18 protein-coding genes are annotated in these 20,330 nt (G+C 64.1%); 6 read left to right on the top strand and 12 right to left on the bottom strand.

Features of this window, described 5'->3' with window-relative positions; genetic code table 11:
* Positions 1-4: 4 nt before the first annotated feature.
* The 3 genes from HCA61_RS18305 to HCA61_RS18295 are packed head-to-tail and all read left to right on the top strand — an operon-like array spanning position 5 to position 4,994.
* Positions 5-670, top strand: a complete 666-nt coding sequence (locus tag HCA61_RS18305) for a TetR/AcrR family transcriptional regulator (RefSeq protein ID WP_346777591.1) — start codon at positions 5-7, stop codon at positions 668-670.
* Entirely contained in the window at positions 670-3,246 is a 2,577-nt protein-coding gene (locus tag HCA61_RS18300) for an ABC transporter ATP-binding protein/permease (RefSeq protein WP_169689609.1), read from the top strand. The genes HCA61_RS18305 and HCA61_RS18300 overlap by 1 nt, the downstream gene beginning before the upstream one ends.
* Positions 3,243-4,994, top strand: coding sequence for an ABC transporter ATP-binding protein (locus HCA61_RS18295; RefSeq protein ID WP_169689608.1), 1,752 nt, complete (start codon positions 3,243-3,245; stop codon positions 4,992-4,994). The genes HCA61_RS18300 and HCA61_RS18295 overlap by 4 nt, the downstream gene beginning before the upstream one ends.
* 26 nt (positions 4,995-5,020) lie before the next feature.
* Here the strand turns inward: HCA61_RS18295 and HCA61_RS18290 are convergent, their stop codons facing one another.
* From HCA61_RS18290 to HCA61_RS18280, 3 genes are read right to left on the bottom strand one after another with little or no spacing between them, the layout of a single operon-like run.
* A complete protein-coding gene (locus tag HCA61_RS18290; protein WP_169689607.1) occupies positions 5,021-5,485 on the bottom strand; it encodes a nuclear transport factor 2 family protein in 465 nt (154 codons plus the stop codon).
* A 52-nt stretch (positions 5,486-5,537) separates the two neighbouring features.
* Positions 5,538-7,970, bottom strand: coding sequence for an FtsX-like permease family protein (locus tag HCA61_RS18285; RefSeq protein ID WP_206040251.1), 2,433 nt, complete (start codon positions 7,968-7,970; stop codon positions 5,538-5,540).
* Positions 7,970-8,722 (bottom strand): ABC transporter ATP-binding protein, encoded by a 753-nt coding sequence (locus HCA61_RS18280; RefSeq protein ID WP_169689605.1) that lies wholly within the window; start codon positions 8,720-8,722, stop codon positions 7,970-7,972. The genes HCA61_RS18285 and HCA61_RS18280 overlap by 1 nt, the downstream gene beginning before the upstream one ends.
* A 110-nt stretch (positions 8,723-8,832) precedes the next feature.
* Between HCA61_RS18280 and HCA61_RS18275 the strand changes: the two genes are divergently transcribed.
* Together HCA61_RS18275 and HCA61_RS18270 are read left to right on the top strand one after the other, a co-directional pair.
* The gene (locus HCA61_RS18275) at positions 8,833-10,062 is read left to right on the top strand and encodes a sensor histidine kinase (protein ID WP_169689604.1); all 1,230 of its coding nucleotides are present in this window, start codon (positions 8,833-8,835) and stop codon (positions 10,060-10,062) included.
* Positions 10,044-10,691 (top strand): response regulator transcription factor, encoded by a 648-nt coding sequence (locus HCA61_RS18270; protein ID WP_169689603.1) that lies wholly within the window; start codon positions 10,044-10,046, stop codon positions 10,689-10,691. The genes HCA61_RS18275 and HCA61_RS18270 overlap by 19 nt, the downstream gene beginning before the upstream one ends.
* Before the next feature lie 8 nt (positions 10,692-10,699).
* Here HCA61_RS18270 and HCA61_RS18265 read toward each other — a convergent pair whose 3' ends face one another.
* Together HCA61_RS18265 and HCA61_RS18260 are read right to left on the bottom strand one after the other, a co-directional pair.
* Positions 10,700-11,299, bottom strand: a complete 600-nt coding sequence (locus HCA61_RS18265) for a carboxymuconolactone decarboxylase family protein (protein WP_169689602.1) — start codon at positions 11,297-11,299, stop codon at positions 10,700-10,702.
* A gap of 57 nt (positions 11,300-11,356) precedes the next feature.
* The gene (locus HCA61_RS18260) at positions 11,357-12,172 is read right to left on the bottom strand and encodes a TauD/TfdA family dioxygenase (RefSeq protein ID WP_240959763.1); all 816 of its coding nucleotides are present in this window, start codon (positions 12,170-12,172) and stop codon (positions 11,357-11,359) included.
* Positions 12,173-12,278: 106 nt separating this feature from the next.
* Between HCA61_RS18260 and HCA61_RS18255 the strand changes: the two genes are divergently transcribed.
* Entirely contained in the window at positions 12,279-12,893 is a 615-nt protein-coding gene (locus HCA61_RS18255; protein WP_206040250.1) for a TetR/AcrR family transcriptional regulator, read from the top strand.
* A 20-nt stretch (positions 12,894-12,913) separates the two neighbouring features.
* Here the strand turns inward: HCA61_RS18255 and HCA61_RS18250 are convergent, their stop codons facing one another.
* The 7 genes from HCA61_RS18250 to HCA61_RS18220 all read right to left on the bottom strand — a co-directional run bounded on the left by HCA61_RS18250 (position 12,914) and on the right by HCA61_RS18220 (position 20,326).
* A complete protein-coding gene (locus HCA61_RS18250; protein ID WP_169689599.1) occupies positions 12,914-13,786 on the bottom strand; it encodes an alpha/beta hydrolase fold domain-containing protein in 873 nt (290 codons plus the stop codon).
* A 32-nt stretch (positions 13,787-13,818) separates the two neighbouring features.
* Positions 13,819-14,751: an NAD(P)-dependent oxidoreductase gene (locus tag HCA61_RS18245; RefSeq protein ID WP_169689598.1), complete on the bottom strand. Its 933-nt coding sequence runs from the start codon at positions 14,749-14,751 to the stop codon at positions 13,819-13,821.
* Positions 14,752-14,880: 129 nt separating this feature from the next.
* Positions 14,881-15,675, bottom strand: a complete 795-nt coding sequence (locus HCA61_RS18240) for a hypothetical protein (protein WP_169689597.1) — start codon at positions 15,673-15,675, stop codon at positions 14,881-14,883.
* A gap of 44 nt (positions 15,676-15,719) precedes the next feature.
* On the bottom strand, positions 15,720-17,561 hold the full coding sequence (locus HCA61_RS18235; RefSeq protein WP_169689596.1) for an NAD(P)/FAD-dependent oxidoreductase: 1,842 nt from the start codon (positions 17,559-17,561) through the stop codon (positions 15,720-15,722).
* Positions 17,562-17,628: 67 nt separating this feature from the next.
* Positions 17,629-18,090, bottom strand: coding sequence for a VOC family protein (locus HCA61_RS18230; protein WP_169689595.1), 462 nt, complete (start codon positions 18,088-18,090; stop codon positions 17,629-17,631).
* Between the two features lie 44 nt (positions 18,091-18,134).
* Entirely contained in the window at positions 18,135-19,025 is an 891-nt protein-coding gene (locus HCA61_RS18225; RefSeq protein WP_169689594.1) for a cyclase family protein, read from the bottom strand.
* A 275-nt stretch (positions 19,026-19,300) separates the two neighbouring features.
* Complete coding sequence (locus HCA61_RS18220; protein ID WP_206040249.1) at positions 19,301-20,326, bottom strand: alcohol dehydrogenase catalytic domain-containing protein; 1,026 nt, start codon at positions 20,324-20,326, stop codon at positions 19,301-19,303.
* Positions 20,327-20,330 lie beyond the last annotated feature (4 nt).

Raw genomic sequence — 20,330 nt, 5'->3', positions numbered from 1 at the left:
ACGCGTGCGCAAGATCGACATCGACGACATCGTCCGAGTCGGTCGCGAACTGGGCATGCGCCACCTGAGCCTGAGCGCGGTCGCCGCCGAACTCGACGTGTCCACCACCGCCCTCTACCGGCACGTCGACGGACGCTGGGGTCTCGAGCTGGCGGTGGGAGAAAGCCTGCTGGATGACCTCGTCCTGCACGACGACCCAGCCCACGACGCCACACAACACCTGCTGTCGTTCGGATTGCAACTCAGAGCCTTCGTTCTGGCCAACCCCGGGCTCGGCACCTACATACAGACACTCTTCCCGCGCGGCGAAGCCGGCCGTCGCCTGATGGTGCACGAGGTGGCCGCCCTGGCCCGACGCGGATACACACCCGACCTCGCCATCATCCTGTCCAGTGCGGTCGCGGGCAACACGATCAATTACGCGGTGGCAGACGAAAACCAGCAGGAAAGGGCAGAAGGACTCGAGGACCAACGCCGCAATGTCACGAACCAGTTGGCTACCGACGCGGAACTGGGCACAACCCACCGTGAGCTACCGACTTTCACACACGACGAGTACGTGAAACTTGTTCTCACAGCAATAATTCGAGGCCTTGTCGCGGTCGCACCTCCAGGTCGGCCGTTGGAGCAGGTGGTCGCCGATCTGGCGGCCACCGGAATGGGGATCTGATGGCCAAACGGGGGTTCCAGGGCGCGGTGATGCGCGGATTCGGTGCCCGCGTCCACGACGCGGTCGTCACCGGTACCGAGCAACTCGCACCGCACTTCCTGCGTGTGCGGTTCTCATCCACAACACTGTTCGACGATGCCGATCCGGGACCGACCGCATATCTACGGTTCTGGGTCCCCGACCCCAACGACCCCGACACGGAACATCAACGGGGATACACGTTCTCCGAGGCAGACACGGAGGAAGGCACCTTTGCGGTCGATTTCGTGCTGCACGAACCGGCGGGGCCGGCATCGGTGTGGGCGAAACACGCAGAACCCGGTAGCACCATCAGCATCACGTCGTTCGGTTCCAAGCAGTTCACCGTGCCCGACGAACTGCCCGCCGGCTACCTGTTGATCGGCGACTCCGCCTCGATTCCCGCGATCAACAGCATCATCGACGTTCTCCCCCGCGATGTCGCCGTCGAGGTGTACCTCGAACAGCACGACGACGCCGACCTCCTGATCCCCATGTCCGATCATCCGCTGATGAACACGCACTGGGTCCCGCGGCTCGGCCCCACCTCGCTGGCCGCGGCGATCGAGGATCGCGACTGGTCCAATTGGAAAGCATGGGCCGGTACCGAATCCAAGGCCCTCAAGCATCTGCGGACCCGTTTGCGCGACGATTTCGGATTCCCCAAATCCGAGGTGTACGCACAGGCCTACTGGTTCCACGGCCGTGCCATGGGCACGTACCGCTCGAACGGCAACGCCGAGCCGGAACCCACGATCGAAGAGGCACCACCGGCGCCGCAGCCCACCCGGAGCAGTCGCGGCTCGTGGCAAGCGGAGTCCGGGAGCAAGCTGATCGGCACGCTACGCAACACATTCGTCGCTGCCGGCGCCCTGCAGGCCTTGATCACCCTGATCCAGCTCGCCCCGTTCGTACTGCTCACCGAGCTCGCTCGTCGCATGCTCGACGGAGCACCGGAATCACAGCTGTGGACGATCGGTATCTGGGCGATCGGACTGATGGGCGCGGGCACGCTGCTCGCCGCCGCACTGTCCTTCTGGCTGCACACCGTCGATGCACACTTCGAACGTGGCCTGCGGAAACAGCTTCTGAGCAAACTCGCGAAACTTCCTCTCGGCTGGTTCGACGACCGCGACTCCGGGCAGGTGAAACGTGTCGTGCAGGACGACACGTTGTCGCTGCACTACTTGGTGACACATGCCGTCACCGATGCCGTCGCCGCGGTGGTGGCGCCCGTTGCTGTACTGATCTACCTGTTCACCGTGGACTGGCGTCTGGCGCTTCTGATGTTCGTGCCGATCCTCGTCTACGTCGTGACGACGGTGATCATGGTGGTCCAGTCGGGAAACAAGACGGCGCAGGCGATGCGCTGGGCCGACCGCATGAGCTCCGAAGCGGGTGCCTATCTCGAAGGACAACCGGTGATCCGTGTGTTCGGCGGAGCAGCGGCATCCACGTTCCGCGCACGACTACGCGAATACATCGAGTTCCTCGACGGTTGGCAACGCCCGTTCAGCAACAAGAAGTCGCTCATCGACCTCGCGACGAGACCCGCCACCTTCCTGCTGCTCATCACTGTCGCGGGGACCGCTCTGATCACATCCGGAAGCATGCAGCCCACAGCTCTGCTGCCGTTCCTGTTCCTGGGGACCACGTTCGGAGCTCGCCTTCTCGGCCTCGGGTACGGTCTCGGTGGCCTGCGCGGAGGCATGCTCGCTGCCCGTCGAATCGGTGTCGTCCTCGACGAGCCCGAACTCGGCACCCGTGAAAGCGACTCCGCGCCAGCCCGTCACGCAAGCTCCGTCGAGTTCGACCGCGTCTGCTTCTCCTACCGGCCCGGTGTCCCCGTGATCGACGACGTCTCCCTCGCCCTGAGTACCGGAACGATCACCGCGCTCGTCGGGCACTCGGGTTCCGGGAAATCCACGATGGCGGCACTGCTCGCCCGGTTCCACGACATCGACGACGGCACCATCCGCATCTTCGGACGCGACATCCGCGAGTTCGATGCCGATTCCCTCTACGAACAGGTCGGATTCGTCTTCCAGGACACACAACTCGTGATGGGAACGGTGCGAGACAACATCGCGCTCGCCGTTCCCGACGCCACCGACGAACAGATCGAATCGGCTGCACGGTCCGCGTACATCCACGATCGGATCCTCCAGCTGCCCGACGGATACGACACCGTGCTCGACGCCGATCCACAACTGTCCGGCGGTGAACGACAACGTATCACGATTGCTCGTGCCATCCTTGCCGACACTCCGATACTCGTCCTCGACGAAGCAACGGCCTTCGCCGACCCCGAATCGGAATACTTCGTCCAGCAGGCACTGGGCAGGCTCACCGCGGGCCGCACCGTACTGGTCATCGCACACCGCCTGCACACCATCGTCGACGTCGACCGCATCGTCGTCCTCGACCGCGGACGCATCGCCGAAACCGGCACCCACAGCGAACTGCTCGCCGCAGACGGCCGCTACCGGCAGATGTGGGACGCGGGTTCCCACACATCGAACGAACTCGCCTACGCAGACCAGGAGCCGGCCCGATGATCCGCACCCTGCTCGCCCTGCTGCCACCGGGCAGCCGCCGCACCGTCGTCCTCCACCAGAGCCTGACCGTCGTCAGCGTCGTCCTCCGCGCCGTCGGTGTCGTCCTGCTCGTGCCACTCGTCGGTGCCCTGTTCGGCGCCGCCCCGTCCGATGCGTGGCCCTGGATGGGCGCACTGGCCGCCGTCACCGTCGCGGGATGGATCGTCGACACAGCCGCCTCCCGGCTCGGCTTCGACATCGGCTTCGGGCTGCTCGACCACGCCCAGAACGAAGTTGCCGAGCGCACCGCACGAATCCGGTTGACATGGTTCACAGGTGAGAACACCTCCATCAACCGTCAAGCCATCGCGGCCACCGGACCGGATCTCGTCGGTCTCATCGTGTATCTGGTGACACCGATCCTGAGCGCAATCCTGCTGCCGCTCGCCATCGCGATCGCGTTGCTGCCGATCAACTGGGTCCTCGGTGTCGCCGCGCTCGCCGGTGTGCCCATTCTGCTCGGAGCGTTCCTGTTGTCGGGGCGACTCGGGCGCAACGCCGATCGCGTCGCAGCCGATGCCAATGCTGATCTCACCGAACGAATCGTCGAGTTCGCCCGCACCCAGCCCGCCCTGCGAGCGGCACGACGTACCGAACCCAGCCGCAGCCACGTGGGCGAGGCCCTGGAGCGTCAGCATTCCGCGACTCTCCGAGTGCTGCTCATGCAGGTCCCGGGACAGCTCATCTTCAGCCTCGCCACCCAACTCACACTCGTGATCCTTGCGGGCTCGGTGACGGTACTGACCGTGCGCGGCGATCTCGATGTGTCCGAGGCGATCGCTCTGGTCGTCGTCATCGTCCGGTACCTCGATCCGTTCACTACGCTGAGCGACCTCACCGGAGGAGTGGAGTCGTCGCTGACCACGTTGCGTCGCATCCGCGCCGTCCTCGAGGCGCCGGTCGACAGTGACGACGGCGCCTGCACGATCACCGGGAGAGCTCCCCGAATCGAATTGCAGGACATCCGATTCTGGTACGGAGGCGACGCCCCGGCACTCGACGGTGTGGATCTCACCTTCGAACCCGGCACCACCACTGCCATCGTGGGACCGTCGGGTTCGGGCAAGAGCACCGTCCTCAGCCTGCTCGCGGGTCTTCACACCCCGCGTTCGGGACGAATCCTCATTGATGGCATCGATATCGAAGACCTCGACTCACTGTCACGCGATTCCCTGGCCGGTATGGTCTTCCAGCATCCCTACCTGTTCGACGGCACGATCCGCGAGAACATCCGTGCCGGCGACCCGAGCGCCGACGACACGGCACTCGCCGCAGCCGCGTCGCTCGCGCAGGTCGATGAAGTGTTGGCTCGTGTCCCGGACGGGTGGGACACCCGGGTCGGCGAAGGCGGCAGCGCTCTGTCGGGTGGTGAGAAGCAACGTGTGTCCATTGCGCGGGCCCTGCTCAAACCCGCACCGCTCCTGCTCGTCGACGAAGCGACCAGCGCGTTGGACACCGAGAACGAGACCGCGATCGTGCAGGCCCTCACGGACGACCCCACCCCGCGGACCCGCGTGATCGTCGCGCATCGGCTGGCGAGCATCCGCACCGCCGACCGGGTCGTGTTCCTCGAGCAGGGCAAGGTCGTGGAGGAGGGCACGGTCGAGGAATTGCTCTCCGCCGGCGGACGTTTCGCCGAGTTCTGGCGCCAGCGCGACGCTGCGTCAGGGTGGCAACTCGAGACGTCGGGCAAGAATCAACTCGGATGACAACCGCCGGCGGACTTGCTGACGCCCTATTGCGCGGGCACTCCCTCGACTTTGATCCGCTCGATGCGCAGCGTCCGGATCTTCCAGGATCCATCCACCCGTGTATAGGTCTCGTGATAGTAACCGAAGCCGAAGATCTCCGAATAGGGTTCGCCCGCAGGGAAATAGAGGTGGTCCGACATCGACCAGACGACGCTGGCGGTGACGTCGTCGATGAACTCGATTTCACAGGTGTGGCCCGCATGCACGCTGACCATCGTGCGCGCACCGCCCGACTTCCACGATGCATGACCCTTTCTGACTACATTCATCTGAGGAAGGAAGTCCCGACCTGTCACCGGGTCGGTGCAGCAGCCTGTGTAGTCGAGTTCGCAGTCCTCGGCCAGAATCCCGTGGACCAGCCCGAGATCCCCGGTGTCGACCCCGCGGAAATATTTGGCCTTGGCCTGCTTGATTGCGTCGATCGCGATCAAGCGCTCCACGTCGTTCATTGAGCACTCCTCGATAAGAATGGCATTCCGTGTAGAGGAGATTATAATTCTCCTATCTCGTCAAGGCCGGCCGCATCGCTCGCATCGCCGGAACGACCGCGGAGACCAGCCCGATCACCAGCGATACCGCCCCGACCCCGACCACGGCACTCCATCGCACTTCCAGTGACACGGGAGTACCGAGGTCATCGGCCAACCCCGCCGCGACACCGGCCAGCGCAGGCCACGCGAGGGCCGCACCGAGCACCGCGCCGATCACGGCCACCACCGCCGCCTCTACCGCCACGACGCCGAGGATCTGACGACGCGTCGCACCGATCCGCTGCAACAGCGTGAAGGCGGGACGCCGGTCGGAGGTGGCCATGAGCATCGTGTTCGCGACGGCCAGTGCAGCGAAGCCGAGGGACAGCCCCACGAGCGCGAGCTCGAACAACCGCAGGAGCCGCGCATCCTCGGCGTTGCCCGCGCTCTCGTACTGCGCCGGCGTCTCCACCCGCACACCCGTACCGGCCAAGGCGTCCGTCAGAGCTGCCTGTTCGACGCCGTCGACGTACAGCAACGGTGTCATCGCGACCGGATCGTGTGCCAGCGCCGTCTCCGTATCGACGTACGAGAATGCCGGCCCTCCCGAAACCACGGACACCACCTCGAGCGGTTCCTCTTCGCCGTCGGGGAACACCGTCCGAACCGCCGCTCCGACTCCCACACCCAGTCGCGACGCCGCGTCCACATCCAGGACGACGGTGCCGGGTGCGAGACCGTCGACCGAGCCTTCGTCGGTGGTCAACCCCATCGACGAGAGAGCCGCCGTGTCGATCCCCCACACGTCCATCGCCCTGTCGCCATACACGAGCATGGTCGCGACCGGCGCGACCACAGATCCTCCATACGACTGCACGGTATCGACGACATCGAGCGGAAGCGCCGGGCTACCCTCGCCCGGCGACACGACCAACTCCGAGGGAACCGCCGCTGATGCCGTTTCACCGAATGCCTTGTCCATCGTGTCGATCAGGCCGGTGAGCATCACCGCGAATCCGACGAGAACGAGGATCGGCGACAACACCGACGACACGCGCCGCACACCGTGTGACGACTCGGCGCGCACCAATTCCGCAGTGGGACTCGAGCCCCACACGAACACCCGAATCAACCTCGACAGATAGACCGGACCAAGTGCCGTGGCACCGATGATTGCCGACATCACTGCCGCAACCGCGAAGGATGCCGTCGAGCCGCCACTGCTACTCGTCGCGCCGACTGCCGCGAACCCGAACGCCCCGACAACACCCGCTCCACCGGCGATCCACCGCACCCTCGTCATCGGCGACCTCTCTGCCTGCGCCTCCCGCAACGATTCCATCGGCTGCACCCGTGTGGCCCGGCGCGACGCGAACCATACGCCCGTCACCGCGACTCCCAGGCCGGTCGCTACCGACGCCAGGACCGGCATCACCGTGATCGACAGCTCCCAGCCTGCCGGCAGCATCCCGGCGTCACGCATCCACCCACCGAGCATCGGCGCCAACGCACACCCCAACACCGACCCGACGACACTCGACACCGCACCGATGACGACGGCTTCCGCCAGGAGCATCCGTCGTACCTGCCCTGGCGTAGCACCTACAGCCCTCAGCAATCCGAGTTCTCGTCGACGCTGAGTCACGGTGAACGCAAAAGTGGTTGCCACGATGAATACGGTGATCGTCGCAGCAAGTAGTCCCATTGCGCCGAGCAGCTGCGACCCGATATTGCGAGCGCCGCGATCCGCCGACGATTCGATCGCGGCCAGATCATCGCCGGTGAGAACGTCACCGGAAGCTCCGACGATCGCTGCGAATTCTGCGCGCACCGAGTCGATGTCGACTCCCTCGTCGAGAATCACTCCGATCGTGGTGGCACCTCCCGACAGGGTCCGAGCGGTCGCGTCGTCGACGTAGACGGAACGTCCCTGCGCCAGACCCGTCACGATGACGTCCCTCCGGCCCGCAGCGGTGACGAGTGTGGTCGAATCACCGACCCCGAGCCCGCTGGATTCCGGCGCGACAATCTGACCGGCCCCGACCGGGGGCGATCCGGCAAGGATTCGATTGCCACCCAGAGACGATGACGACATATTGTGCCCCAGTGGGTCATCCCGATCGGTCGGGGTGAGTACCCGATCACCCTCGACGAGCTGCGCGGGAAACACTGAACTCGGAACCACCGAAGCAACGCCGTCGACGCGCTCGAGCCGGGCGACCACGCTACCCTCCGCTGACTCTTCCCACGGCCTGCGTACCGGTGTGGAGTTGTAGGTCTCGCCCAGCACCTCGGAGGCGACGACGATGTCCGCGTCGGCGTACTGGGTCGGCGGACGCGGCTGCGCGGAGACGATGACCAGCAAGGTGGCGGAGAGCAGCCCGATACCGCAGGCGAGCGCGACCGCACTGCCCAGCAGATTTCGCCACTGATGTCGCGCCGAAGACACTGCGAGCGAAAACATCATGCCTCCCATTCGGTCATGCGCGCCGCGATCCGCTGGGCTGGCGTTCTCGAACTGAACTCATCGACGACCCTGCCGTCGGCGAGGAACAACACCCGATCGGCGGATGCTGCCACCACCGGGTCGTGCGTCACTGTCACGACCGTCTGACGATGATTGTCGACCAGTCGTCGAAGTTGTTGCAACACAGTGCGAGACGACGTGATGTCGAGAGCTCCCGTCGGCTCGTCGGCGAACAGCACCGAAGGATTCGAGATCAGGGCACGCGCAATGGCGACACGTTGCTGCTGGCCGCCCGACAGTTCCGACGGGAGGTGCACGGCGCGGTCGCTCAGTCCGACGAGAGCCAGCGCCGCAGCCACTTCCGCGTCATCCGGGCGCTTTCCGTCCAACCTCAGCGGCAGTGCCACATTCTGCGCGGCGGTGAGCGACGGGACGAGGTTGAAGGCCTGGAATACGAACCCGATGTGCCGGCGCCGGAACTTCGTCAGCTCCTTCTCTCCCAGCTGTGTCGTGTCGACGTCACCGATCAGGACCGATCCGGTGTCGGGTCGGTCGAGGCCGGCGGCGCAGTGCATGAGTGTGGACTTGCCCGAACCGGACGGTCCCATGATCGCGGTGAAGCTACCCGGGGTGAACTGAACCGAGACGTCGTCGAGGGCCGACACCACTTGGTCGCCGAGCCGATAGTTACGCGATACGCCGCGCAGTGCGACATGTCCTCGCGTCGTGTTCTGAATCGTTGTCGTCATAGGTCGAGCCAACCGGTTTCCGGTGGCCGTGTCTGTCGCGCAGAAGTGACTCTTACCAGTAGCGCCAGCACTACTGTGGCGCCCTGCAGAAAGCGATAACGTGCTTGGACGTGGAACCTTCTACGCTTCGCACCGCGGTGCCACGATCGCCGAGACGGTTCCTGCTGTCGTGGTGGCCGTGGCGCGCCGTCGCCTACCTCGCGACAGGTGCCGCGCTGGGCGCGTTGACCGCCGCGGTGGTTGCGATGGCGATAGTGTTGTCGATCTACATCGTGGGTCTCGTCCTGCTCGCGGCATCCCTTCTCATGGGAATTCCGATCGCCCGGTGGGAACGCACTCGGCTCCGTTTGGTGGACGAGGAGCCGACCTTCGATCCACACGTCCGAGTGACGGAGCGGGGCCTGCGCGCGTGGCTCCGAGTGCGGCTGCGCGAGCGCGTCACGTGGCGGGAGCTGGGCTATGCCGTCGTCAATGCGTCGATCCTGTGCTGGATCGACGCGCTGGTCCTGCTCCTCTGCCTCGGGACGGTGTTCTTCGGTGTCGAGATATCGCTGACGGAACCCGGTGTGCCGACGCACTATCGGGTGATCTTCGTGGTTGCGTCGCTCGTATTCCTTCCGATCGCGATGTACATCATCGCGGCGTGGGCGGCCGGGCGCGCCGAGATCGTCCGCGCAGTGCTCTCACCCCGCGACGCCGAACTCGACCGTATGCTCAACGAAGTGACACTCTCGCGCAGTGCTCTCGCTGCAGCATTCGACGCAGAACGCCGACGCATCGAACGCGATCTGCACGACGGTGCACAGCAACGCCTCATCGCGCTGTCGATGTCGCTCGGGATGGCAAAACTCGATCTGCCCGCAGGTTCCGCAGCGGCCGACCGGGTCGGTGACGCCCAGCAACAGGCGAAACTGGCGTTGCAGGATCTACGCGACCTGATCCGCGGAATCCACCCGCAGATTCTGGCGGAGCGTGGCCTCGCGGCCGCCGTCGACGATGTGGCAGCACGTTCCCCGATCCCCGTGGACGTGCAACTCCCCCTCCCGCGGATGCCCGCAGACGTCGAGTCCACCGCCTATTTCGCGGTGTGCGAGGCACTCGCGAACGTCGCACGTCACGCCGGAGCGTCGCAGGTCAGTGTGTCTGGCCGCGTGGCCGAGTCGACACTGTTCCTCGACGTCACCGACGACGGCTCCGGTGGCGCCGCCCCAGAGCAGGGAACCGGCCTCGCCGGGCTCGGCCATCGCCTCGCCGTACTCGGCGGCACGATGATGCTGGACAGCCCCGCAGGTGGCGGAACCCGACTACGAATGGAGATCCCATGCCGGCACTTCGCGTAGTGTTCGCCGAGGATTCCCTCCTCGTTCGGGAGGGCGTGGTGGGGATCCTGAGCCGGTTCGGGCACGACGTCGTCGCTGCTGTGACCGACGCCGATTCCCTCCGCGAAGCCGTCGTGTCGCACCGTCCGGACATCGCGATCACCGACGTCAGGATGCCGCCGACGCATACCGACGAGGGTCTCGTGGCAGCGATCGCCTTGCGTCGCACATTGCCCGACCTCCCGGTACTCGTTCTCAGCCAATACATTCAACCCACATACGCTGCCGAACTCATCGATTTCGACACCGGTGGCGTCGGCTACCTCCTCAAGGACCGTGTCGGGGAGGTCGAGCAGTTCGTGTCCGACGTCGAACGTGTCGCGGCGGGCAGTACGGTGGTGGACCCGGAGGTGGTTCGCACTTTGCTTGCCACGAACCGAAATCCACTGTCGCGGTTGAGCAGCCGAGAGCTGGAAGTACTCGCGCTGATGGCCGAGGGCGATTCGAACGCGACGATCGCCGCGAAACTGGTGGTCACCGACGCGGCGGTAGCGAAGCATGTGCGGTCGATTCTCATCAAGCTCGATCTGCCACCCGAGATGGACGGCCATCGGCGCGTGCTGGCGGTGCTGAAATACCTACAACGGTGAAGGTCACCTCACTGTCGCTCAGCCGCACGCTTCTCGACCAGATCCTTGATATCGTCGTCGATTTCGAGCTCGAACGACCTGAACATGCGCGCCAGCATGTCGTAGCTACCCACGGTGAAGATCAGGTCGAGAATCTGCTGGACGTCGAGATGCGCAGCCAGCACCTTCCACGTGGATGCGCTGATCTCGCCGTCCACGATCAGTTCATCGACGGATTTCAGCATTGCACCATCGAGCTCGTCCCATAGCGGTGCCGTCGGGCCGAACGTGACCCTGCTGATCTCCTCGTCGGAGAGACCGGCATCCCTCGCCATGAAGACATGCTGAATCCACTCGTATCCCGAGTCGCGTACTACCGACACACGCAGGATGAGAAGTTCGCGCTGACGCTCCGACAGGGTGGTCGCCATCAGAAGGTGACCGTTGAGAGTGAAGTACGCCTTCGCCAGTTCCGGATGGTGCGCGAACGTGCCCAGTGTGTTGAGCGCTTTGGGGCGCCCCTCCGTCGACGGCTGCGGATGCCGGGGGTTCGGTGGGGTCATCGCAGCGAGTGCCCCACGCATCTCCTTGGGAAATTCGCGCAGAGCCAGCGGTTCGATTCGTGCCATGTCGCTTCGTCCTTCTGTTCGTCTATCCGTGATTCCGCAAACCCGAAAGAGATGCGGCTATGCGACCGCTTCTTCACCCACCAGCGTTGTGCGATGCATCAGGCGAGGCGTTGTGGGCTCGTACGGCAATGCTCGGTGTAGAAGCCCTGTGTTGTCCCACATTACGAGGTCACCGACCTGCCAGCGATGACGGAGCACGAACTGCGGTTGCGTCGCCCAGTCCAGCACGTCGTCCAGCAGCGCGCGTCCCGCCTCGGGAGTCATCCCGACAACCTGCCCGGCGGTCGCTCCGATCAGTAGCGAGCGGCGGCCGTCCCTGTGCGTCCATACCAGCGGGTGTTCGCGCGCGGGAAGTTGATTCCACGCATCCTTCTGCTTCCGAGTGGCGTCTGGATGTGTCAGCAATTGCGCGGCGGCCATACTGTGAACTACTCGATACTGGGCCAGTTCGGCCTTCCGTGATTCCGGCAGGGCATCGTAGGCCGCGTAGGTATTCGCGAATTCGGTATCGCCCTCCCCTTCGGAGACTGCGCGCGCGGTCAGCAGCGTGGCCTTCTGCGGGATGTCGTCGGTGACTCCGTCGACGTGCCAGAAGATTGTGCTGCGGCGGGCCCGCGCCAGCTCACTCCTACTGGGGTCGAGGGAGACCGGGGAGATCTCAGGGAACTCCGGGTGCCCGCCGACGGGAGCGACCACCACATCACCGAGCATTCGACTGAATGTGACCAGGTCTGCATCGGAAATATGCGCCCGGGGAAAGACGACGACACCGTGGCGGGCCAGTAGTTCCGAGGTGGTCGACGCAATACCCGGATCGGTGAATCCGTTCTCCGAGATCCCTTGAATCTCAACACCGATGGATGGAGAAATCATGCTCGTGATCATGAACGCACCCTTCTTCGTCCATCGGAACCTTAGATGCGCGGCGCCAATGTTGTCAATGACTACATTGCGTCGGTGTTTGCTAGAGTTCGCCGACATGACCAAGGGCTACCATCACGGAGATCTTCGCGCCGCACTCCTGACGAAAGCCGAGGAGCTACTGCAGACATCCGGGGAATCCGGACTGTCCTTGCGCGAACTCGCCCGCGCGGTCGGGGTCAGCCACAGCGCCCCGAGTCGCCATTTCGCCGACAAAGCCGCGCTTCTGGAGGCTCTCGCCATCGAGGGGTTCCGCCGGCTGGGTGCCACACTGGGCGCTGCGGCCGCGATCGAGGGCCGCAGCTTCGCAACCACGCTGCACGACGTGGCAGTGACCTTCGTCCGGTTCTCGACCGAGAATCCCGCACTGGTGGAGCTCATGTCACACTATCGGCAGGGAGAGGTCACTTCGGAATTGAGGCATGCGCGCGCTGCGAGCTTCGCTCCGGTGGCCGCGCTCGTGGACATCGGCCTGTCCAGGGGCGAACTCGTCGGAGAGGCTCGGACCATCGGCACCGTCTTCTTCGCGACGCTGCAGGGAATCTACGTCATGAGCAACAACAAGACGCTCGACCCACTGGACGACGAACTGATCATCGATGTGGTCGATGCGCTTCTGAACGGTTTGGCACCGTCGCAATCAGAAGCACGACCAGCGAGATCAGAGGGGTGACGCAAGCATCTTCGACTGTCTTATTCGATGGGTTTGACGGAGTCGATCGACCGAATGAACCGGGCACATGACTCGATGGAAGCGTTGGACACATCGTCACCGGGGTGCACCAGCGGCCACGTGTGCCCCTGATCCGCAACCACTTCCAACGTGCAGGTGATGTTCGCGGTCGCGAGCCCCCGAGCGAGACCGAGTGCATCGTCGACCAGCGCTTCGTTTCCTCCGACCTGGATCAAAGTGGGAGGGAAGCCCGTGTGGTCGGCCAGCAACGGCGAGACCAACGGGTCGTCCTCCGGGGCACCCTGCAGGTAGTCGTCCCGAGCCGACACTGCACTCGCCAACGGGAACAGGACGTCTGGCGCGGTGTCGTAGAACGGTGACGAGCACCGCAGGTCGAGCCACGGCGAAAGCAACATCAGTCCATCAGGGGTACGAACACCGCCGGCGCCGACGGCAACGACGAGCGCGGCCGCGAGACCCGCGCCTGCCGAGTCTCCGGCAACCACGATCGGGCCGCCCGTCGCGGACACGAGATCTTCGTACACCGCGAGGGCATCACGCAGTCCGGCCGGGAACGGGTGTTCCGGCGCAAGCCGATAGCGGGGTACGACGACTGTCGCCTCGGCACCCGCCGCCAACGCTGCGGCATAGGCGTTGTACGCCTCCGGACTGCCCATTCGGTAGCCGCCCCCGTGCAGGTAGAGAACTGTGGCTCGGTCTCCGGCACGGATGGTCCGGCACGGAATGCCCCCGAAGTCCGCATCACCCGCTGTGACGGCCAGTTCGGGGTCGATCTGGGTCGCAGCGAACTTCGCACGACGTTCCAAGAGCTCCGGGCTCGCCGATACACCGACCCGTTCGGCGGGCAGCGAATCGTGCAGTGTTGTCGACATATGCTCTCCCAAAGTGCTTTACGATGCGGTACTCACGAATATGCGATATCGACGAGCTTGTCCGGATGGCGAGCTGCGACTGTACGCCGGATACCTTCGCGCCAGTTCACCGTGCACGGGCCCGTGATGGACATGCGCCGAGTCGTATCTGCGATCGAACCCCGCAACGTCCCCTCGATCGGGTCCACATCGACAGTCGCGTCGATCCCCATCAGCTCGCCCGCATATTTCGTCCATTCCTGCGCGCTGACTGCCTCGTCGCCGGCCCAGTTGACGATCGTCGCGGGGACCGTCGCTGCTTCGAGCAGACTGCTGACCTGACTGTTGATGTCGTCCTCGAAGATCGGGCTGTACATGCACGGATCCCAACGCGTTGTGACCGTGTGTCCGGCGGCGATCGCATCGATGTGGAGGGCGGGCAGACCGCCGTTCGGGCCGAAGGACGCATTCATGCGCGCGATCGTCACCGGCACGTCGAAAGCGCGTGCAGCGAATCGTGCGGTCGCTTCTTGGCCGATCTTCGACACCGAGTAGGTGGGGCTGTGGGTGCTGTTGCACTCCCCGAGCGGCGACTCCTCGGTGAACACGTACATCGGGTCTTCCTGCGGGCGGTAGACCGAATGGGTCGACATCACGAGGACGCCCTTGGCCGATCGGCAGTGCTGAAGCAGGAGCCCGGTGCCTTCGGCGTTGTCACGCAGAGCACTGTCATAGTCCCATCCCGGAGACTGATTCGCCGCCAGATGAACGACATACGTGAAATCGGTCGGCAGATCGGAGAACTCGCCGCTGCCCACGTCGCCCTTCACCGGGGTGATCCCTGCGTCGACGAGCCGCTGCCTGTCCTCGGGCTTGCTGAAGCGAGCCAGACCCCAAACCTCGTTGTTCGCGCCCAGTTCACGCGCAACGGGGAAGGCGATCTGCCCGGCTGCTCCTGTCACCAGGATCTTCTCACCGCTCAGCATTCTTGACTGACCTCACAGATGTCGGCGACAAGCACCGGCTCGTCGCGTCTCGGATGTACCGCGCCCGATGGTGAGCGCGAGTGCATGAACGGATGCGCGGGCGCAATTGCGCCCGCGCATCCGCGATGATCACCAGAGTTGATCGGTGTACTTGTCGGTTCCGACCTCGGTCGGGATGAACGGCGACGCGAATGTCACCTTCCCGGCGCCGGACTTCTCGACATCGGTCGCGTAGTCGACGATCTGCTGCCAGCTTTCGGTCGGGTCACCCTCGAGGAAGCACAGCTGCATGATGCGATCCAGGGTGCCACCGTCATTGCCCATTTTCATCGGCACATTGTGGTCAGCAGGCCACGGCTTCATCCGCCAGCTGCTCACCAGGTCGACCCCTCCCCTGGCCAGCAGATCACGCACCGGCCCCGCATCGAGCGTGGCGATCGCGTCGTCGCGCTCGACCGCATCGGCGGGTTCGATCATGATTGCGACGAGGCCACGGTAGTTGTGATCGAGCGCCAGTTCGAGGGGGACGCCGTCTTCCTGCGCCGAGACGACCGTGTCCGGCAGATACTGGCCGGTGTGGACGTGCTCCCGCTCGGCGAAACCGCGACCGGCCGCATACAGTTCACCCACCTGGGTGCGCGCCCACGCCTCGGCCTCTTCCATCTCGGGCTCGTGCACCCAGTACGTCGCGAGGTATGAACCCGCATCGATCGGCTCGGCGACCGGACCGGTCTCCGGGAACCGCAGTGCCTTCAAGTCCCGCGTTGCGACCCAGCGCCGGCCCGCGAACCAGCCCGGACCGATCATGCAGCCCGCATAGATGTGATCCCGCTCGTACCAGCGGTTGTACGCGACTTCGTGGCCGCGCGTGGGGTCGACCATCGTGAAGAGCATCTGGCCTACCTTGACCGGTGCCTCCGCCATTATCTGTCTCCTTGTTGGTATGAATGCTTCCCGAGAGCACGGTCTCAGTGCGAAAGAACGACGCCTTCGAGCTTGCCGTCCTTCCGCCAGTTCTCGAGCAGCTCGAAATACTGATAGCCCGGCACGTATACGCCCGACACCAACGGATTCCGAGTGTCGGCGATCTTTCCCTCGTTGTTGTAGAGGCCGGGGGTGCAAGTGAGCAGCCAGTCGGTACGGGTCGCAGTCTGATCACTCATGACCTTGCCCCAGGCCTGCTCGGCTTCGGCCGTCGGCTCGATCGTTCGGGCACCCGACGAAATGCACTGGTCGATCAGGTACATCATGTGGGTCGCCTGCTCGTCGATCAGGTGGGCGATGTTCGTGATGGTCGCCGTCTGAGTGAAGCCGAGCAAGAACAGGTTCGGAAAGTCCTTCGACAGGAAGCCGTGCAGAGTGCTGATGCCGTCCGCGAACTTCTTCGACAGCCGGTTGCCTTCCCGCCCCAGCACGTCGTAGCCCGCCTTCTCCGTCCACGTGCGTCCACCCTGGAAGCCTGTCGCGTAGATGATCAGATCGAACTCGCGTTCCTGACCATCGGCCACGATCCCGTTTTCGGTGATCCGCTCGATCGGCGTGCTCGTCGTGTCGACGATGTCGACCGAGTCCTTGTTGAACGCGGGCAGATACTCGTCGCTGAACCCCGGCCGCTTGCACATGGTGCGGTAGTAGGTCTTGAGCTTCGCAGCCTTCGATTCGTCCTCGACGACGGCATCGACGCGATCGCGGAGCATCTCGTTCCACTCGTAGTCCGAACGCTCCAGCGCGTCCATCATCGCTTGGAGATCGGCATTCGCGCCACCGACCTCGGAGACCGCGTCCATCTGATACTTCGCAAACTTGACCCAGCCGTCATCGACCTCGCTGAGGGTGGCGCGGTCCTGCACACACTTGTCGAACGCCTCGCGGCGCTCGCGGTGCCAACCGGGCTTCAGCGACGTGAACCATTCGATGTCCGTCGCGGCGTTCTGCCGCGGCATCACCTGTGTAGGTGTGCGCTGGTAGACCACAGTTTCGTCTGCGTACTCGGCGATCTGCGGAATCACTTGCAATCCGGTGGCCCCGGTACCGATGATCGCGACCTTCTTGCCGCGCAGCCCGTCGAGGTTTCCGCTGTCGTCGCCGCCGGTGTAGTCGTAGTCCCAGCGGCTCGTGTGGAAGCTGTGCCCCTTGAAGGTGTCGATTCCGGGGGTTCCAGGAAGATGCGGACGCATGAACAGACCGCTCTGTGTGGCAACGAAGCGCGCCCGGAACTCGTCGCCGCCGTCGGTTCGGACAGTCCACCGAGCGCTGTCCTCGTCCCACTCCATCTCGGTGACCCGTGTCTGAAAGACGGCGTGGTCGTACAGGCCGTATTTCTGAGCCAAAGACTGACAGTACGCGAAGATCTCACTGCCGCGGACGTATCGCTCGGTGGGAACGTAGCCCGTCTCCTCCAGGTACGGAAGGTAGATGTACGATTCGACGTCGCATCGCACACCCGGGTATCGGTTCCAATACCAGGTTCCACCGAAATCGCCTGCGACGTCGAGGATCTTGTAGTTCGAAATCCCTCTCTTCCCGAGCTCGATGCCCGCGGTCATTCCCATGAACCCGGCACCGACCACGAGCACATCCAGATCGAGTGACATCGGACCCGCCTCACGCGGGCCGTCGACGTGCGGATCCGTGTCGAACTCCGAGAATTTTCCGGTGAAGTCGATAGCCTGGAACTGGCCGGCACCTTCCTTCGTCAGCCGCTTGTCGCGCTCGGCCGCATACTTCTCGCGGAAAAGCTCCAGGCGATCGACTTTTCGGGACGGAACGAAGGGATGAGGATCGGCAATACCGATATGTCGGTCATTCATGGGATGAGTCCTAGGGGAGTCTTAGCGCGTGGTTGTCAAGCCAGGTCTGGTTCGACCCGAACCGAACTCACCAGGCGGTGCCTGCGGGGATGTACATGAACTCGACCCGGTTGCCATCGGGATCGGCCACGAAGACGTACTGCGCGCCCTGCGGATCGTCCAGCCCCACGCGGGTATCGGGCACGATCGTGCCGCCGAACTCCTGCATCGCCTCCGCAGCGGCATCGATATCGTCGGCGAAGAACGACAGATGGGTGAGTCCGAGATTGTTGCGGCGGTGGTGGGGCTTACCGATCACGCCGGGTTTGCTGTATGCCAGCAGCTCGAACCGCAGTCCGTCTTTCTCGATGATTGTCGCGGTGAGGCTGCACGGTGCATCCACCTCGGGGATTTGCTCGTCGAGCTCGTAGTGAGCCAGCTCGGTGAAACCGAGACCATCCCGATAGAAGCGAAGGGCGCGGGCCAGATCCGACACACAAAGGCCGACATGAGAAGAGCGATAGGTACTGGCAGCTGAATTCTGCGTCATGCGGTGAATTCCCTCGAGTGAAGTGAATGAGTGAGTGGTCGCGATCAGCCGACAGCGACCGGAGTGACGGGACTTGCGGTGCCGCCGGTGATGGAGAGCGCACCGATGGTGAGGAGGAACTCGTGGCACTTGTCGGCCGCCAGTTCTTCGAGGTTCAAGTTCTCGACAAGGTGGATTCCGTTGTCGACGAGTAGCACGATGTGCCCTCCGAGGTACACGTCCTGATCGAACGGGATAGCCTCGACCGCCGAATTGTCCGACCCAACCAGTGCGACGTCGCACTCGGCGAGGTACGTGGCCGCATCGATGCCGATACCAGGCTGGGGCAGTAGCTCTCCCTGCGACCGCATGAAGTGCTCGAGCCATCCGGTGCGGATCAGCACGAGGTCACCGGCGGTCAGGGTGACACCCTGCTCGTCAAGAGCCTGCGTCAGCTCCTCCCGGGTGATCACATGTCCGGCAGGGAGAACGTCGACTCCCTTTGATGCCGCAACGTCGATGAGCACACCGCGGCCCACGATGGGGTCGACCTTTTCGATTCCACACTTGTCGGCGCCGGCATACGGGCTGACACCGTCATGCGGATGGCCGTTGTAGATCTTGTTTTCCGAATACACATGACACAGCGCGTCCATATGTGTCGAAGTGTGCGACGGCATGATCAGCTGATCCTCGTGAGCGCCGACGCCGGGGGCACCGCCGTTCGCGCGCGCCATCACCTCGTCGTCATGGTTGATCATCGTCAACCTCTGGGGCGTGCCGCGATAGTCCATGTTGGGCACACCCGAACGCTGAATGGGGATGCCGAGGCTGTACCGCTTACCGGTTCGGGGGATCTGCAGAGCCGCCAGCACACTCTCTTGCGTCAGGAGATTGAGCGCACCCCGCTCGTCCGACGCACCCCATCGACCCCAGTTCGACTTGCGTACAACCACATTGGCTCCTTCATCCGTCGATCATGTCGATTTGACCCAGTGATCATGCCCTGGCGGAGATGATGAATTCACACGCATCCCACAGAGCGGACCGCCAGCATGAGCAGGGTTACGTGAATGGCATCTCCGTGATAGGCATCACTGTAGCCAGTGGCTACTAGTTCGTCAACAAGATTCTCCGGTCACCGCGCCAACACAGACGAGGGCCGCTATCACAGGTGGCGAACACACCCTTCGACGGCGCCCTCTCGCCCTCCATCGATAGAGCATCCTGTTCAGTGACCGGCGAAGTCGATCACGGCACGGCCGCGCAGCGAGCCGTCCCGAAGCTTGCTGTACGCCTTCTCGATGTCAGAGGGCGAGAACACCTCGACCGGACTCTGGATCAGTCCACGCCGAGCCAACGCCATCACCGATTCGAGGTCGCTCACCGTCGATCCCTGATAGGTGAAGACCTCCCCGTCGCGAGGCAACAGGTGGAACCACTCACCGGGAGTCGCAAGACGCCCTCCGCCCGCGCCAACCAGGCCGTACTTGCCTCCGGGCCGCACAGCGGCGATGCCCGTGGCGATCGTTTGATCGATCCCGACGAAATCCAAGAGCGCATCGGCCCCTCGGCCTTCCGTCAGCTCGCGGATCCGGTCGAGTGTCGAGTCGTTCACGCCTTCGAACGCCTCGTGCGCACCCAACTCCCGTGCCATGACCAACTTTTCCGGCGACATATCGACGGAGACCACGAAGGCAGGACTTACCGCACGAAGAAACTGGATGGCGAAAGATCCCAATCCGCCTGCGCCGAACACGACTACGGTCGACTCAGGCGTCAGCGATCCCCGGATGCGGTCGACTCCGTGATACGCGGTGGAGCCTGCATCGGCGAGTGGAGCAGCGTGGATCGGGTCGAGCCCGCCGAGCGGCACGATGTCGCGCGCATTCTTCACCAGCACGAAGTCGGCGAGTCCACCGTCATCGCCGAATCCGCGTCCGGAACCTGCATTGCTGCAGTTGTTGGGGGCGCCGCGCAGGCAATACCAACACTTTCCGCAACTGCTCGCGGGCAGTACCACGACGGGCTCGCCCACGCGCAGATGATCGACGCCCTCACCCAGTACAGCAACCTCTCCGGCGATCTCGTGACCGAGAGTGAACGGGAACACCCACCCTGCCGGTTCCACTGAGGCCGCAGTCATTTCCTGCATGTCGAGGTCGGAACGACACAGTCCGACCGCGGACACACGAAGCACCGCTTCCCCTGGGCCCGGCGTCGGCTCGGGAACGTCCTCCCATGTCGGTGCAGTCAACGGC

It is taken from the genome of Rhodococcus sp. HNM0563, from assembly GCF_012726195.1.
GTDB lineage: Bacteria > Actinomycetota > Actinomycetes > Mycobacteriales > Mycobacteriaceae > Rhodococcus.
Note: the sequence above shows the minus strand (reverse complement) of the source record. Positions and strands in the feature narration are given on the sequence as shown.